Source organism: Pseudomonas sp. NPDC087626 (assembly GCF_044743405.1).
Taxonomy (GTDB): Bacteria; Pseudomonadota; Gammaproteobacteria; order Pseudomonadales; family Pseudomonadaceae; genus Aquipseudomonas.
This window is the reverse complement of the sequence record NZ_JBIUWJ010000002.1, coordinates 304,295-317,111: the sequence shown is the minus strand read 5'-3', so window position 1 is coordinate 317,111 and position 12,817 is coordinate 304,295. Positions and strand designations below refer to the sequence as shown.

The 12,817-nt window shown below is 53.4% G+C and carries 11 protein-coding genes and 2 pseudogenes; 3 read left to right on the top strand and 10 right to left on the bottom strand.

Translation table 11 applies throughout. The annotated features are described in order from the left end of the window. Window positions 1-47 precede the first annotated feature (47 nt). A complete protein-coding gene (locus tag ACIOVD_RS03290; RefSeq protein ID WP_159994884.1) occupies window positions 48-335 on the bottom strand; it encodes a cytochrome c5 family protein in 288 nt (95 codons plus the stop codon). Window positions 336-821: 486 nt separating this feature from the next. On the opposite strand from ACIOVD_RS03290, the gene ACIOVD_RS03285 reads away from it, so the two are divergent. Further along, entirely contained in the window at window positions 822-2,210 is a 1,389-nt protein-coding gene (locus ACIOVD_RS03285; RefSeq protein WP_401126094.1) for a PepSY-associated TM helix domain-containing protein, read from the top strand. Window positions 2,211-2,674: 464 nt separating this feature from the next. Here ACIOVD_RS03285 and ACIOVD_RS03280 read toward each other — a convergent pair whose 3' ends face one another. The 9 genes and pseudogenes from ACIOVD_RS03280 to ACIOVD_RS03240 all read right to left on the bottom strand — a co-directional run bounded on the left by ACIOVD_RS03280 (window position 2,675) and on the right by ACIOVD_RS03240 (window position 9,592). Then, window positions 2,675-3,601 (bottom strand): AEC family transporter, encoded by a 927-nt coding sequence (locus ACIOVD_RS03280; protein WP_401126092.1) that lies wholly within the window; start codon window positions 3,599-3,601, stop codon window positions 2,675-2,677. After that, window positions 3,598-4,764, bottom strand: coding sequence for a pyridoxal phosphate-dependent aminotransferase (locus ACIOVD_RS03275; RefSeq protein WP_401126090.1), 1,167 nt, complete (start codon window positions 4,762-4,764; stop codon window positions 3,598-3,600). The genes ACIOVD_RS03280 and ACIOVD_RS03275 overlap by 4 nt, the downstream gene beginning before the upstream one ends. Window positions 4,765-4,868: 104 nt before the next feature. Then, window positions 4,869-5,744 (bottom strand): LysR family transcriptional regulator, encoded by an 876-nt coding sequence (locus tag ACIOVD_RS03270; RefSeq protein WP_112196182.1) that lies wholly within the window; start codon window positions 5,742-5,744, stop codon window positions 4,869-4,871. Window positions 5,745-5,787: 43 nt separating this feature from the next. Further along, window positions 5,788-5,936 (bottom strand): annotated as a pseudogene (locus ACIOVD_RS03265) (ACP phosphodiesterase); the annotation flags it as partial. A gap of 22 nt (window positions 5,937-5,958) precedes the next feature. Further along, window positions 5,959-6,279, bottom strand: coding sequence for an EamA family transporter (locus ACIOVD_RS03260; protein ID WP_401126088.1), 321 nt, complete (start codon window positions 6,277-6,279; stop codon window positions 5,959-5,961). Window positions 6,280-6,291: 12 nt separating this feature from the next. Continuing rightward, entirely contained in the window at window positions 6,292-6,648 is a 357-nt protein-coding gene (locus ACIOVD_RS03255; protein WP_237234971.1) for a hypothetical protein, read from the bottom strand. Between the two features lie 488 nt (window positions 6,649-7,136). Then, window positions 7,137-8,231 (bottom strand): annotated as a pseudogene (locus ACIOVD_RS03250) (IS630 family transposase). A 289-nt stretch (window positions 8,232-8,520) separates the two neighbouring features. Then, window positions 8,521-9,195 (bottom strand): hypothetical protein, encoded by a 675-nt coding sequence (locus ACIOVD_RS03245; protein WP_401126086.1) that lies wholly within the window; start codon window positions 9,193-9,195, stop codon window positions 8,521-8,523. Between the two features lie 85 nt (window positions 9,196-9,280). Next, on the bottom strand, window positions 9,281-9,592 hold the full coding sequence (locus ACIOVD_RS03240; RefSeq protein ID WP_159994892.1) for a hypothetical protein: 312 nt from the start codon (window positions 9,590-9,592) through the stop codon (window positions 9,281-9,283). A gap of 586 nt (window positions 9,593-10,178) precedes the next feature. Between ACIOVD_RS03240 and ACIOVD_RS03235 the strand changes: the two genes are divergently transcribed. Together ACIOVD_RS03235 and ACIOVD_RS03230 are read left to right on the top strand one after the other, a co-directional pair. Next, window positions 10,179-10,628, top strand: a complete 450-nt coding sequence (locus ACIOVD_RS03235) for a DUF2946 domain-containing protein (RefSeq protein ID WP_159994894.1) — start codon at window positions 10,179-10,181, stop codon at window positions 10,626-10,628. Window positions 10,629-10,646: 18 nt separating this feature from the next. Continuing rightward, window positions 10,647-12,806 carry a TonB-dependent siderophore receptor gene (locus ACIOVD_RS03230; RefSeq protein ID WP_159994896.1) on the top strand — a complete coding sequence of 720 codons (2,160 nt, stop codon included), beginning with the start codon at window positions 10,647-10,649 and terminating at the stop codon, window positions 12,804-12,806. Window positions 12,807-12,817: the final 11 nt, after the last annotated feature.

Sequence of the window (12,817 nt, the reverse complement as noted above, 5' to 3'; positions counted from 1 at the left end):
CTTGGCCACCAAACTGGGCAGTTCAGAGGCGGCTTCAAGCGCCACACTTACTTCGACATCCAGTCGATCACTGCCTTGTAATCCTCAGCAGTGCAGTTCATGCACAGGCCACGCGCCGGCATGGCGTTGAACCCTTCGGTCACATGCTTGACCAGTACATCATTGCCTTGCTCCAGGCGCTGTTTCCAGGCCACCTTATCGCCTTTTTTCGGCGCCATAGGCAGTTGGCCGCTGTGACACATCGTGCAGGAGCGATTGAAGACCGCCTCAGGATCCTGTGCAGCATGGGCAGTAGAAAATGCGAATACCAAGGCCGCAGCCAATATTTTTTTCACGGTTGACCTCAACGAGTATTTTTATAATAAGAAAGCTCGCACTCGAAGTGGCGCATGCCCTCCGTGGCGTATGAAACGTGCTGCCGCTTGCTCTCACGGCAGCCGCGATCCAAGTCTATTGAGAGGCTTTGAACAGCCAAAGTGCGACGTTCTGCCGCAGCGTGTGGATGGGGCTTGAATACCATTGAGTTTGGGCGGCGATGCTTTTATATGTGGCAGATTGTCGCAGCCTCGCCCGTCATCGGCTGCGTGCTAAATTTTAGGATGACGCGATGATTTCTCTTGGCAGGGTTAGAGTCTTGTTATCAAACGCCTGTGCCCTGAAAAGGGATAGGCGTTTTTTTGTGGTGCGCCAGGCATGGCGCATCGCGCCTTGACGGGGCTGTTGGCGCTCGCCTCTGCGAGTAGTTCCACAGCCCAGAATTCTGAAGTGCGTGCGCGACTCATTGATTGCGCTGTGCAAGCATGTCTACGTGGTGAGTCCTGATGTCCAAACCAACGGGAAACCCAGCGCCAGGTGCGCTGCAAGCTTTAATCAGAAGACTGCATTTTTATATTGGTTTTTTAGTCGGTCCGTTTTTGCTGGTGGCAGCGGTCAGCGGCGTGCTGTATGCCCTCACACCGCAAATCGAAAGCCGCCTTTACGACCATGCTCTTCATACCGAGTCCCAAGGGCCGTCCTTGAGCCTCGCGCAAATAGTCCAGTCAGCTCAGGTAGTGGTGGGGCCTTCAGTGGCGGTGACAGCGGTGCGCCCTGCCCCTGCTCAGGGCGATACTGCGCGCGTGTTAGTTGCGATGCCTGAGCTGGGGCCTTCCGAATACCGTGCGATATTCGTTGATCCCGTCAGTGGGCAGGTGCGTGGCGACATGAAGGTGTATGGCACCAGTGGCGTGCTGCCACTGCGGACCTGGATCGATCAGTTCCATCGTGGGCTGATGCTGGGTGATATCGGCCGCATTTATAGCGAACTGGCAGCCTCCTGGTTGTGGGTCGCCGCACTAGGCGGTTTGCTGCTGTGGTTCGCACAACACCGCAAAAAGATGCCTGCAACGAGGCCAGCGAAAAAAGGCCTGCGCCAGCTTCATGCAACGCTTGGACTTTGCCTGCTGCTGGGGCTGCTGTTCTTCTCGGCGACCGGGTTGACCTGGTCCCAGTGGGCGGGCGACAACATCGGCATACTGAGAGCCTACTGGGGTTGGTCCACTCCCAGCGTGTCTACCACGCTGGGGCAGACTCACGCGACGAACAGGCCGTCGGATGAACATGCAGGACACCACATGGCCGGCGTGACGATGCTCACATCGACCCTGGACCTCTCTCTGTTTGATACGGTGCTGGCCAAGGCGCACGCTGAGGGGATTGATGCCGCCCGAGTCGAAATACGCCCGTCCTCGGCACCGGACAAAGCCTGGACCGTCACCGAGATTGACCGCCGTTGGCCAACCCAGGTCGACGCCGTGGCGATTGACGCAGCCACCCTGGCCGTCGTCGACAAGGTTGTGTTTGCCCAGTACCCACTGGCAGCCAAGCTGACCCGCTGGGGCATCGATGCCCACATGGGCGTGTTGTTCGGGCTGGCGAATCAGTTGGTGTTGATTGTGTTCGCCACTGGGCTGGTGGTGCTGGTCGTCATGGGTTACCTGATGTGGTGGCGCCGTCGGCCTACACGAGCACTGAGCGGGGGGAGGGCTGCCACGCTGCTCAGCGCTTGGCGTACGTTGAGCCGCGGCGCGCAAGTCGCGGTAGTCAGCGTCGCGCTGTTGCTGGGTGTCGCACTGCCTGTATTGGGTTCCAGCCTGTTGGTGCTGGTCGCTTGGGATGCATGGCTGACCGTCATGCGCAGCCCGGTCGCGCTTGCTGAAGACAAGGTCTGACCGCACCGTGATCGCCTGATGGGAAACCGCCGCCGGATTGGAGCATGGCTGAGTCTGTTCGCCATGTTGAGATCTATATCGGTTCGCTGAAGAAGGCAATGATCCAGATGGCTGTAGATTTCACGAGGAGTGCAGAAACACTTGCTGGTATGACGAAAGGTTGAATCTCCAAGACTTACTGCGCGTTCCATTTCAGGGGCGCGCCGTGAGCATTCATTCACGGCGAATGTTATGAGTCAGCGTCCAGTGAACACACGTTTGCTTTCTGGCATTCGAGAGTATGGTGCCGGTCTGTGTTGAGTAGGCATTACTCCGTTCAATGTTAGGGTGCCGATGCCACCATCGAATGGCTATCTCTTCACCGCGACTACTCTGACTCAAGCGTTACAAATTTACCGGATGCGTTAAATTTTTAGGTCAGTCTTCGCATCAACTCCAGCTTTCCAGGCTGAAGACCATGAACATCAGACCCAAGGAATCAAAACGATCACTGCAATGGGAAGTGCTAGTGCTGCAAGCAAAGTTTGACTGGCAATTATCCCCGCCATGAGAGGTGCGTCTCCACCTAGCTGTCTCGCCATGATGTAGGACGACGAGGCTGTAGGCAGTGCCTGGAAGAGCAATGCCGCTATTGCTGCTTTGCCGTCTAATCCAAACACATGACATGCGCACAGCGTGGTTAGTGGCATGATCATGAACTTGACCACCGATGAATATGCGACGGGCCGAATCCAGCTGCGCACAGAGCCCAACTCAAGTGCTGCCCCTACACACAGTAAGCCCAGTGGTAAGGATGCCTGCCCTAAAGCCTTAATCATCGGCTCAATGCCGGCAGGCAGGCCCAATCCTAGTGCCTGAAGCAGTATCCCTGCGAAACAGGCGAGTAACAGTGGGTTCAGTGCCAACTGCTTGGCAACATTGCCCGCAGACATCCTGCCACCTGTGCCGTAGCGCGCGAACACCAGTACGCACAGAATGTTCACGGTCGGCACTATGGCCGCATTGGCTACGGCAGCCAGAGCGATGCCCTGAGCACCGAACAAGCCGGCCACCACTGAGACGCCCACGTAGTTATTAAAACGCACCCCTCCCTGGAAGACGGAAGTGAACGCTGCGTCGTTACCCTTAATGATCCCACGGGCGCCGACCATCAGCAGTGCGACCATGATCGTCGAGAGTACAAGCGCCATGATCATCCCTTGGACTGGCACGTTGTCCAATTTGGCGGTCGCCAGACCATGCAAAAATAGCGCGGGTAGGAGAACGTTGTAGCCTAGGCGCTCTGCCTGTGCCCAGAAACTGTCTTCTAGAAACCGACTGCGCTTGAGCCAGGCGCCCATGGCAATCAGCAGGACAATAGGCGCGAGGGCAATCAAAAGTTCGGCAGTCACGAGTACGCCTCGAGCGCACGAACCAACCGTTTACACCCTTCAACTAGCGTAGCTTCGTCCGTAGCAAAAGAAAGCCGAAGGTGGCCAGGCAGCCCAAAAGCACTTCCGGGAACCGTTGCGACGCCGACTTCGAGCAGATCAAGCGCGAGAGTTTGATCGTCTACACCCGTTTTGATCTGAGGAAGTAAATAAAATGCACCCTCTGGGCACGATACCTCCAGTTTATCGCTCGACCGGAGGACATGAAGTGCAGCATCTCGGCGCTGACGATAGATCGCATTGCGCTCAGCAAGAAAGTTTCGTGGCCCTTCAAGTGCTGCGACCGCAGCGAGTTGGCTCAAGGTGCTGGTCTGCGTGCAGTTTTGAGATTGTACGGTAGTGATCGCCGAAATCAGCGACCTCGAGCCGCACCCCCAACCTACACGCCAACCTGTCATAGCATAGGCTTTAGATACGCCATCGACGATGAGGATACGTTCTGCCAGGTCTGGCGCTACCGATGCCAATGTCAGATAAGGGTCTTGGGTGAATCGAATTTCCGCGTAGATATCGTCTGACAGCACCATCACATCTGGGTAATGGCGCAGAACTTCAGCCATCGCTTGCAACTCGGTCTCAGAGTACAAAGAGCCAGAAGGATTACCAGGTGCATTGAGAACTACCCACTTTGGCAATTTAGCCAGGCGCAGACCTGCTGCCAAGTGCTCCGCTGTCAATCTGAATCCTTCCGAAGCGGTAGTCGGAAGAATGATCGGTTGCGCACCGCACATCTTGATCATGGCGGGATAGCTGGCCCAGTAAGGGGCGGGGACAATAACGTCATTACCGGGCGTAAGGGTCGCTTGGAAGGCGTTAAAGATGATCTGTTTTGCGCCACACCCAACCGCGATTTGATCATCACCGAAATCTAATCCTCGGTCTTCACGTGCCCGCATACGGATAGCCTTGCGAAGCGGCTCAATACCGTTTGATGGGGAGTAGGTTAGACGGGCGCCTAGCGCTAGGTGCGCTGCATCCAGCACGTGCTCAGGCGCATTGAAATCAGGTTCGCCAAGCGTTAAGTCAATAACATCCCGCCCCTCAGCGCGCATGGTGGTAGCGCGTTTGGCCATGAATAGAATGGGTGACTGGAAAGCACTGGTTGGAGTTTCGTTGCCGTGCATGATGCCCTTCGAAATGCGATTGGATGGGCACTACGATAAGGAATCGATACCTAAAGTAAAAACGATATAAAATTCATGTTTCGACAAGTTTTACTCATTAGTCGTTACATGGGGGCGTGCTTTTTGACAGCCTCCGCCAGGGCCGCTGCCAGCCGACCTAATGGCCTTTCTTCTTGCTCCAAAAGCACAACACAACGCGTTTTTTGCGGTGATCCGAATGGCTGGACTTCCAGGTGTTTGAGTTGTTCGAGGTTCTGGCTGGAAAGTGGAACCACTGACACCCCCAGACCACTGGCAACCATCTGGATGATCGCATCCTGACTGTCTAACTCCATACTGGTTTGCACGCGAAGGCGCAGCCGACGAAGCTCCCGGTCAATGGTACGCCCGGCCCATGCCCTGCGGTCAAAGCGGATAAACGGTAGTTGCTGAAGTAGCTGTCTAAAATCTAAACCTGCGCATGAGCCCGGAGCAATGATCCAAAAGCCTTCTTCGTAGAGTGTTGTACTAACCAAACCGTAAGGGTGCGGTTTCACAGGTTCTGTGGTGAGTGCGACATCCAACTCACCAGCCTCTACGCGCGTGGCCAATTCGGCAGACATGCCTGAGGCTACGTTTATGCGTAGATGTGGGTGCTCGGCAGCTAGCGCGGCCAGGGCCAAAGGCAACGCACTGGCCAGTGCAGTCTGGATGGCACCAATTTTCAGTCGACCCCGCAGCTCGTGATCACCTCCAATGTCCGAAGCAATGCTGTCGTAAAGTGCAACGATCTCGCGCGCCCGCTCCACCGCTAAGTGGCCTGCGTCGGTTAATACGGGCAATCGACGCGAGCGGTCAAACAACGAAGCGTTGAACTCCTCTTCAAGTGACTTTATGTGCAGGCTCACTGCTGATTGTGTGAGATGAACTGTGTCTGCGGCTCGCGCAAATGAACCGTGCTGAGCGATAGCAATTAAGGTACGAAGCGCGCGTAATGACATAGTGATCTCTCATGTGTTGCGGCCGGCAAGCACACCTCAGCGGCAGGAGCTCGTTGGTAAGCTTATTGGAGCGTTCCAAGCATGGCTGTTCGTTTTGCTTCATTGTCCAGCAGGTATCATCCAGCCACCCAGCAAGTTTGCGTCCATGTGAGGTATGGGATTGAGGGCCACGTCACGAATGATGATCTGATCTGCTAGCAGTCATTCTCCTTGATCAGCGACCTGTTGTCGCATAGCACGGCAACAAGGCCAGCGTGACACCGCCAAGTACGACGGCTGATATCATCAATAGGTACAGCGATATCGGCTCGTTCAAAATTCGTACGCCTGCCAACAACACAATGATTGGAACGCTTAACTGAAGAGTGGCGGCTTGCTGGGAACTGATATGTCTGACGATGCGGTACCACAGCGCAGAGCCAAAACCTGATGTCAACACACCCGATGCAAGCGCGTACATCACTCCGGGAAATCTCATGTGAAGGCCACCTCCGAACACGGTTGCTGGAGCCAGTAAAGCAGAAAGGTGAGGCATCTCGCAAAATTGTCAGCGGTTTCCGCGAGTGGATTCACGGCTGATTTTCCGAACACTGAATAGGCGCCCTACGCCACGCCGGAAATCGTCATTAGCAATGCGGCTACCCAAGGGAGATGAACTGGCGCTTGGTAGCAACAACACGAACAACCCGCAGGCTGCCACCAGCATTCCGATTACCACGTTCTTCTGGAAGTGTTCACCTTGAGTCCAGGATAAAGTAAACATTGTGACTTGCACCGCGCCGAACAAAATCAGAAGCAGAAACAAGCCGTCGCTGGCTAACAGTATCGCCGTGAACGACTCGGTATCGATTTGACCCTCCATTAATGCCTGCCGACAAAAAATTGAATTTGGCGTAAATGCCATTGAACATAAGTCACTGAATATCCAGCATGGGCGGTTAGAACGGCCTCGATCAGCGTTTGTATTTATGATTATTGCCAAAAACCATGTAAATAGCAAAATTTTACCGTACTGGGTAGGTGATTACGCAGTAGCACTGAAAATATTGATTAAGTTCTATGCTTGTCCAAATTTGAGCTCGTTTAGAACAACGATCTTCTATGCTGATCGGGTCTATGTTCAGCGCTCCGAAGCGTGATGAGTTGTCACGCCACGATTCATCAGCAGTCGTTCATAGGGTGCGTTTTTTGCGTTGAATACCCTGCGTTAGTAAGCGGACGCTCAACATTCCTTTACAAGGTTTTTACGTTATTCGGTTTCGATGGCAGCTTCTTCCCCAATGCTTCTTGGCCTGCCTAAGAGCGGCAGCCAGAGTGAACCCCGGCAGCAGGTTCGAACAGTTACTCAACAATCGGGCAGTCTGGAGTGCTTGAAACGAATGGCCTGAGCGGTTAATCAATTAACTTATTTTTTATCACGCTCAGCTTTGCTTATGCGCGTAACTGATGATGGCCTCAGCCGTTTTGTTCCATTTGAAGGGTTTGGCTGAATGCTCGTTATGAGCTTCGATAAATTGACGGATAGCTGTTGTCAAATCGGCCGCGCTGGTGAAGGCGCCCCCTGTACAGCGCTCGTCTTTCCACTTGTGCAAACCAGCCCTCCACGGCGTTCAGCCAGGATGCGCTGGTCGGGATGAAGTGCAATTTGAAGCGTGGATGCTTTTCCAGCCACTACTTGATGAAGGCAGTTTTATAAGTTGAGCTGTTATCCAGAAGCGCATGCAAGTCTATTCCAGTTGGTGTGTTGCGATCGATCTGGTGCAGAGAGGCCAGAAACTCCTTGGCGCGATGGCGCTGGGTAATCCGTCCGATGACTTAGCCGGTCATGCTGTCGAGGGCTGCGTACAAGCTCGCTGTCCCATGACGCTTATAGTCGTACGTGCGGCGTTCGATCTGACCTGGGCGCAGCGGCAACATCGGCTGAGTACGATCCAAAGCTTGGATCTCAGTTTTCTCGTCAACCGACAGCACCAGCGCGTTATCCGGCGGGTTCAAATAGAGCCCAGCCACGTCGACCGACTTTGTCCGAGAAATGGGGATCATTGCTGATTTTGAGGATCTTCAGACGATGGGGTTTGAGGTCGGAAGCCGCCCAAAGCTGTCGAACCTGCCACGTGCTGACCCCAGCATATTTGGCCATCAAGCGAACGCTCCAATGTGTGGCCTTTTTAGGGACGCGCTTGGTCGTCAGCCTGAGAATTTCGTTGATTTTTTTCCGGCTACAAGCTTGAGTGGTTGACCGCTGCGCGGCAGATTCTCCAGCCCCTCAATTCCGGCTTCCAGATAGCGCTTTCGCCACTTAAATACCGTCGGCCGTGTGACCTGCACCTGGTCGATGACGGCCTTGGGTGTCATTCCATCACCCAACAGAAGTAGGATGCGAGTCTGTTCAACAAGGGCCTTCCCCAGGGTACTCATCCTCATCCAATCTTGCAGGGTAATGAGATCAGAAGGCGTTAAAGCGAAGGGAGAAGCTGGCCGAGGCATATGTATAACCAATCCATGACATTCGGCGCTTAGGATATCGTCGCTTGTAGGAAAATAAATTAACCGCTAAGGACACTAGAGTTTTAGCACATGGGTATGGCTACATTGAAGCAGGCACAGTGGACGACTATCTTTCGCTCGGCGTCATCGGTCGCATCGATGCAATGTATTCAGAGCGCGGCAGTATTTAAAGTAAGACTCCATCTAGGTGATTTTATTTTTGTGTAAGTAAAGTGGCTGCCACGCAAAGTGACTTAGGCCGCTATTGATTTTTTACAATGCGCCACATCTACTCTGTGGGTATTTTGCTCAAGCGCTGGTCGAGTAATTCAAGGGCTTGTTGTTGGATTTCACCTTGTTGTCGTATTTCGGCGACGATTTCCTGTGCACGCTTATTGTTTGTCCACAAGGGTGTTAATGAGAGTTTGATGTTGGACTCAACAGTTCCCAAGTAATGCCCATCTGGTGTATAGAACTCCAGTGAAAGAGATGACTCTGGTTCCGAAGAGCGGTTGTTAATAAGTCGCGTTTTTATATCTAATATTACAATGAGTGGCGAGTTGTTGCGTGAAGCTTGTTCAATTGATTGGTAGTTACGCACTTCGCCGAAGCGTTTTTTAAGTGACTGGGTGACGCCGTTTAAACTCAAGGCAGGATCTGAAGTCTCTACATATGCTTGGCGTATGGAGTCCATGTAAAAACGCGCGGTCCAGCTATTTTTATAATGGTTATTGTAGGTAATCAACTGTTTGATCGTTTCAGTTGCTGAATCAGAGATGATAAGGGCAATGGGGCTGGACGGCAATTTTGTTGGGGGCGAAAATTTATTGCCAGTTTCTTCGTGATGTTGTGTTTTTGCACAGCCTGAAATAACCAAAAACAAGATTGCCGATAACATCGGCTTTAGTAGGTTGAGTGGCTTTTTTGAATATTGAACGCGAGGATAGTTGTATGAGATACACATGTCAGTACTCAAATATTGATATGGGGTGAAATGGTTGAAAGATGCATCTATTTGCGAGTTGTGGCCCGGAGACCCTTTTTCACGGTTACGCTGAGGCAGCGCAGCTTAATGCGGTGGTATTTGAAAACTCTTCGAAAGATAGTCTGGAACACCTGGATGCTAGGAGTTTGAGCAGAACCTGCAGTGACTTGGAGGAGAAATGAGCCAGCATGGAGGCCGCATCATACCAAACAAACTCTATCAGCCACTCGCGGGAGCTTGGGTTTTTTTTAAATTTGCAGCCAACACAACGAGGAGAATTCTTTTTAATATTATTCAAGAGCAACAGTATTTCAAGATGTAGGCTCTCATCCATTTGAGTTTCAAGCTCGATGATGCTGCGTACTAATTTTGCCATGGTGAAGTTCTCTGAGGAATTACTCGCGCAGAATGAGTGTTGAGTGTCTAACTAGATTAATGATATGGCATGAGATCAACTCGGAATCTATTGCGAGTTGTATGAAGACTTCACTCGTTGGGTGTGTATTTTTCAGGCTGTAAAATAACTATGAAATAATCTGGGTTCTTAGGAATGCCAAATCGTTGATCATTTCCGCCATTTTTGACGATTTTTATGTTTGGCCTATTCTTTGCTGTGCGTAACGGTTTCGCTACTACTGATCAGTCGGCCTTCAAGGTTTTGACCTCAGGGCCTGCGACAATCTGCCTCAGTCATCGAGTTAGGCGTTGGTGCACCCTGTCATACGGGTGAATGCTTTTTGGTGTGGCAAGTTGTCGCAGTGCAGAACGTCGATAGGTGAGTGCTACCTTTGTGCATGACATGCGATTTCTCTTGGCAGGGTTAAAGCGGTGTCATCAGGCGCCAAGGCTTGAAAAAACCTTGGCGCTTGTTCTTATGTTCGAAGTTCATGATTTGGGCTAAGTGCGCAGACTAATACCACCTGAACTGTGCGTCTTACCTTACTGTGGTGACGTCTTGCCTTATGAAAATCGCGCGCAATGAACGCTCTCTCGTCGCATGGATTCTCTATGGATGCGTCCTGTTCAGCGCGTTCACCTGCGCCATCAGTCATGGTCAGATGGCCGGGTTGCAACTCGCTGGCCTTGATGGCCCGTCTTGTTCCATGGGTGGCAACTTCGACGCGGATGCTCAGTTTGATGATTCCGGCCTAGTCACGCCGATCATCGCCACGGACTCCATTTGCGTGCTGGTTAGCCTGTTCAGTGCCATTATTCTCGCCGCGTTTTTTTGTCTATGGGGCTTACTTGTTACCGACCAGACACGGCCTCTTCCCAACGTGCAACTCTCGCGACTAAATCGGTATTGCTGGCCTGCGGCAAATCCTCGCGCATCCCCTTGGGACTTCCCTCGCTCTGAAATTACCCGTCCAGTTTGGCTGTTATGCCAAGCAGCGTGCGGATTTATCGAATAAAAAGTCTGGAAGTTCTCTATGTTTCGCATGACTACTCTGACGCTGCTCGTCGGTAGCAGCACCCTTGCGTGGGCGCAAGATGACGCCCTGAAACTGCCTGCCGTCAACATATCCGCTGTTGCTGCCGAGTCCAAAGAGGCAACCGCTCTTAGTCTGGACAAGACCATCGACAGCGGTTCGCGCCTCAACCTGAGTGCACGCGAGAACCCCGCATCAGTTAGCGTGGCCGACCGTCAGACAATGGAGCGCATTGGGGCGCGTAACTTTCAGGACGCGGCCAATGCGTTGCCTGGGGTGAATGCTTCTGCACCCCCCGGCTGGGGAGGTTATGTAGCCTATCGAGGTTTCAACGGTGGGCAGATCGGCCAGCTATTTAACGGTATCAATCTGCAATCTGGCGGCGCGGTCCGTCCTGTCGGCGCTTGGATCTATGATCGAGTAGAGCTGCTAGGCGGGCCCTCGTCCTTTCTCAATGGCAGCGGGGCAGTGGGCGGCAGCCTGAACTTCATTACAAGGCTGGCCAGCCGCGATAAGGATAGTGTCGAGGGGCGGATGAGCTATTCGCGTTATGACACCTGGGAAACTGCGATTGGCGTTAATCAAGCCCTCAACCAGGGAGATGGGCCTCGGCACTATGCGCGCCTGGACTACAGCCGCACTCACACCAATGGCTACATCGATCGTCAGGAGAACGGAGCCGGTAATCTCGCGTTTTCGCTGTTGAGCGACGTCAACGACCAGCTATCCCACACACTCGCCATTGAGTATCTGGAAGAGCAGGAAGACAGTCCGTATTGGGGGTCGCCGGTGTTGCAACCGCTGACTGGCAAGCTGCATATCGATAAACACAACCGCTTCAACAATTACAACGTTGATGATGGGCGTTACGAACAACGTACTCGCTGGCTGCGCTCAATCACCAACTACCGTCTGGATGATGCCACCCAACTGCGCAATACCTACTATCACTACGATGGCCAGCGCGATTATCGAAACCTGGAGGTGTATCGCTACAATAGCGACAACACTGCCGTGTCTCGTTCTGGCGCCTACCGCCAGCGACATGACCAAGAGGTAAACGGTAATCGCCTGGAATTGACGCATACAGGTGAGTTGTTCGGTCAGGCCAGTGACTGGGCCTTCGGCTTGGAATACAGCCGCAATAAACAGTTCATCTATCCGCTGTCTATCAATAGCCAGTTCGGGGCGGCGGTAGATCCGAATGGCTTCGATCCAGGTAACTTTCTCGACATTCCAGGCATGAATACCCCCCGTACCAAGAGCCGTAGTACCTGGACGGACACTTCGTCGACATTTGTGGAAAACCGCACGCGGCTGACCGATCGCCTGGCGCTGGTTACTGCGTTGCGCTACGACCATATCGATTTTGAAGTGATTGATCATACGGCTCGAAATACGCTGAATCGCCGGTGGGACGCCTTCACCGGTCGGGCCGGATTAGTCTATGACGTGAGCGATACCGCCAGCGTCTACACCCAATACAGCACGTCCGCCGAGCCGCCAGGCGGAACACTGACCAGCGCCAGCATCGGCCAAGTCGGTATCTTTGACTTGAGCACAAGCCGACAGGTCGAGGTGGGTAGCAAACTCGACTTTCTCGAGGGGCGTGGATCGGCCACGGCAGCGGCCTATCGGATCGTGCGCAAGAACATCTCCGTACCATCTTCCACCCTGCAGAACACCACGGAGCAGGCCGGTCAACAGACCTCCACCGGTATCGAGTTGGCGGCATCGTTCAAGGTAACGCCGCAGTTACTGGCTGCCGGCAACTACGCCTGGGTGCGTGCCGAATACGACGAGTTCAATGAAACCGTTGGCGGGGTGGTGCATTCACGCAAAGGCAAGAACCCGGTGAACATTCCGGACCGTGTCGCGAACTTCTGGCTGACCTACGATTTGACTCCGGCGTGGCAAGTCGGGGCTGATGCGCGCTACGTCTCTTCGGTCTACGCCAACACGGCCAACACCATGTGGGTGCCGTCTTACACCGTTTACGGACTGTCCATCAAGCACGACCTTGACGCTCATACCGAGCTGAGCGCGCGCCTGCGCAACCTCACCGATGAGACCTACGCGCGCTTCATTCATCAGACCAACACCCAGTATTACCTGGGTGAGCCACGCAGCCTGGAAGTGGCTGTGCAGTGGCGTTACTGATGCTGTAACAA

Coding starts and splice junctions, on each gene's coding strand:
- ACIOVD_RS03285 (WP_401126094.1), top strand. CDS start 822: ATGTCCAAACCAACGGGAAACCCAGCGCCAGGTGCGCTGCAAGCTTTA.
- ACIOVD_RS03275 (WP_401126090.1), bottom strand. CDS start 4,764: ATGCACGGCAACGAAACTCCAACCAGTGCTTTCCAGTCACCCATTCTA.
- ACIOVD_RS03270 (WP_112196182.1), bottom strand. CDS start 5,744: ATGTCATTACGCGCGCTTCGTACCTTAATTGCTATCGCTCAGCACGGT.
- ACIOVD_RS03260 (WP_401126088.1), bottom strand. CDS start 6,279: ATGCCTCACCTTTCTGCTTTACTGGCTCCAGCAACCGTGTTCGGAGGT.
- ACIOVD_RS03255 (WP_237234971.1), bottom strand. CDS start 6,648: ATGGCATTTACGCCAAATTCAATTTTTTGTCGGCAGGCATTAATGGAG.
- ACIOVD_RS03245 (WP_401126086.1), bottom strand. CDS start 9,195: ATGTGTATCTCATACAACTATCCTCGCGTTCAATATTCAAAAAAGCCA.
- ACIOVD_RS03240 (WP_159994892.1), bottom strand. CDS start 9,592: ATGGCAAAATTAGTACGCAGCATCATCGAGCTTGAAACTCAAATGGAT.
- ACIOVD_RS03235 (WP_159994894.1), top strand. CDS start 10,179: ATGAAAATCGCGCGCAATGAACGCTCTCTCGTCGCATGGATTCTCTAT.
- ACIOVD_RS03230 (WP_159994896.1), top strand. CDS start 10,647: ATGTTTCGCATGACTACTCTGACGCTGCTCGTCGGTAGCAGCACCCTT.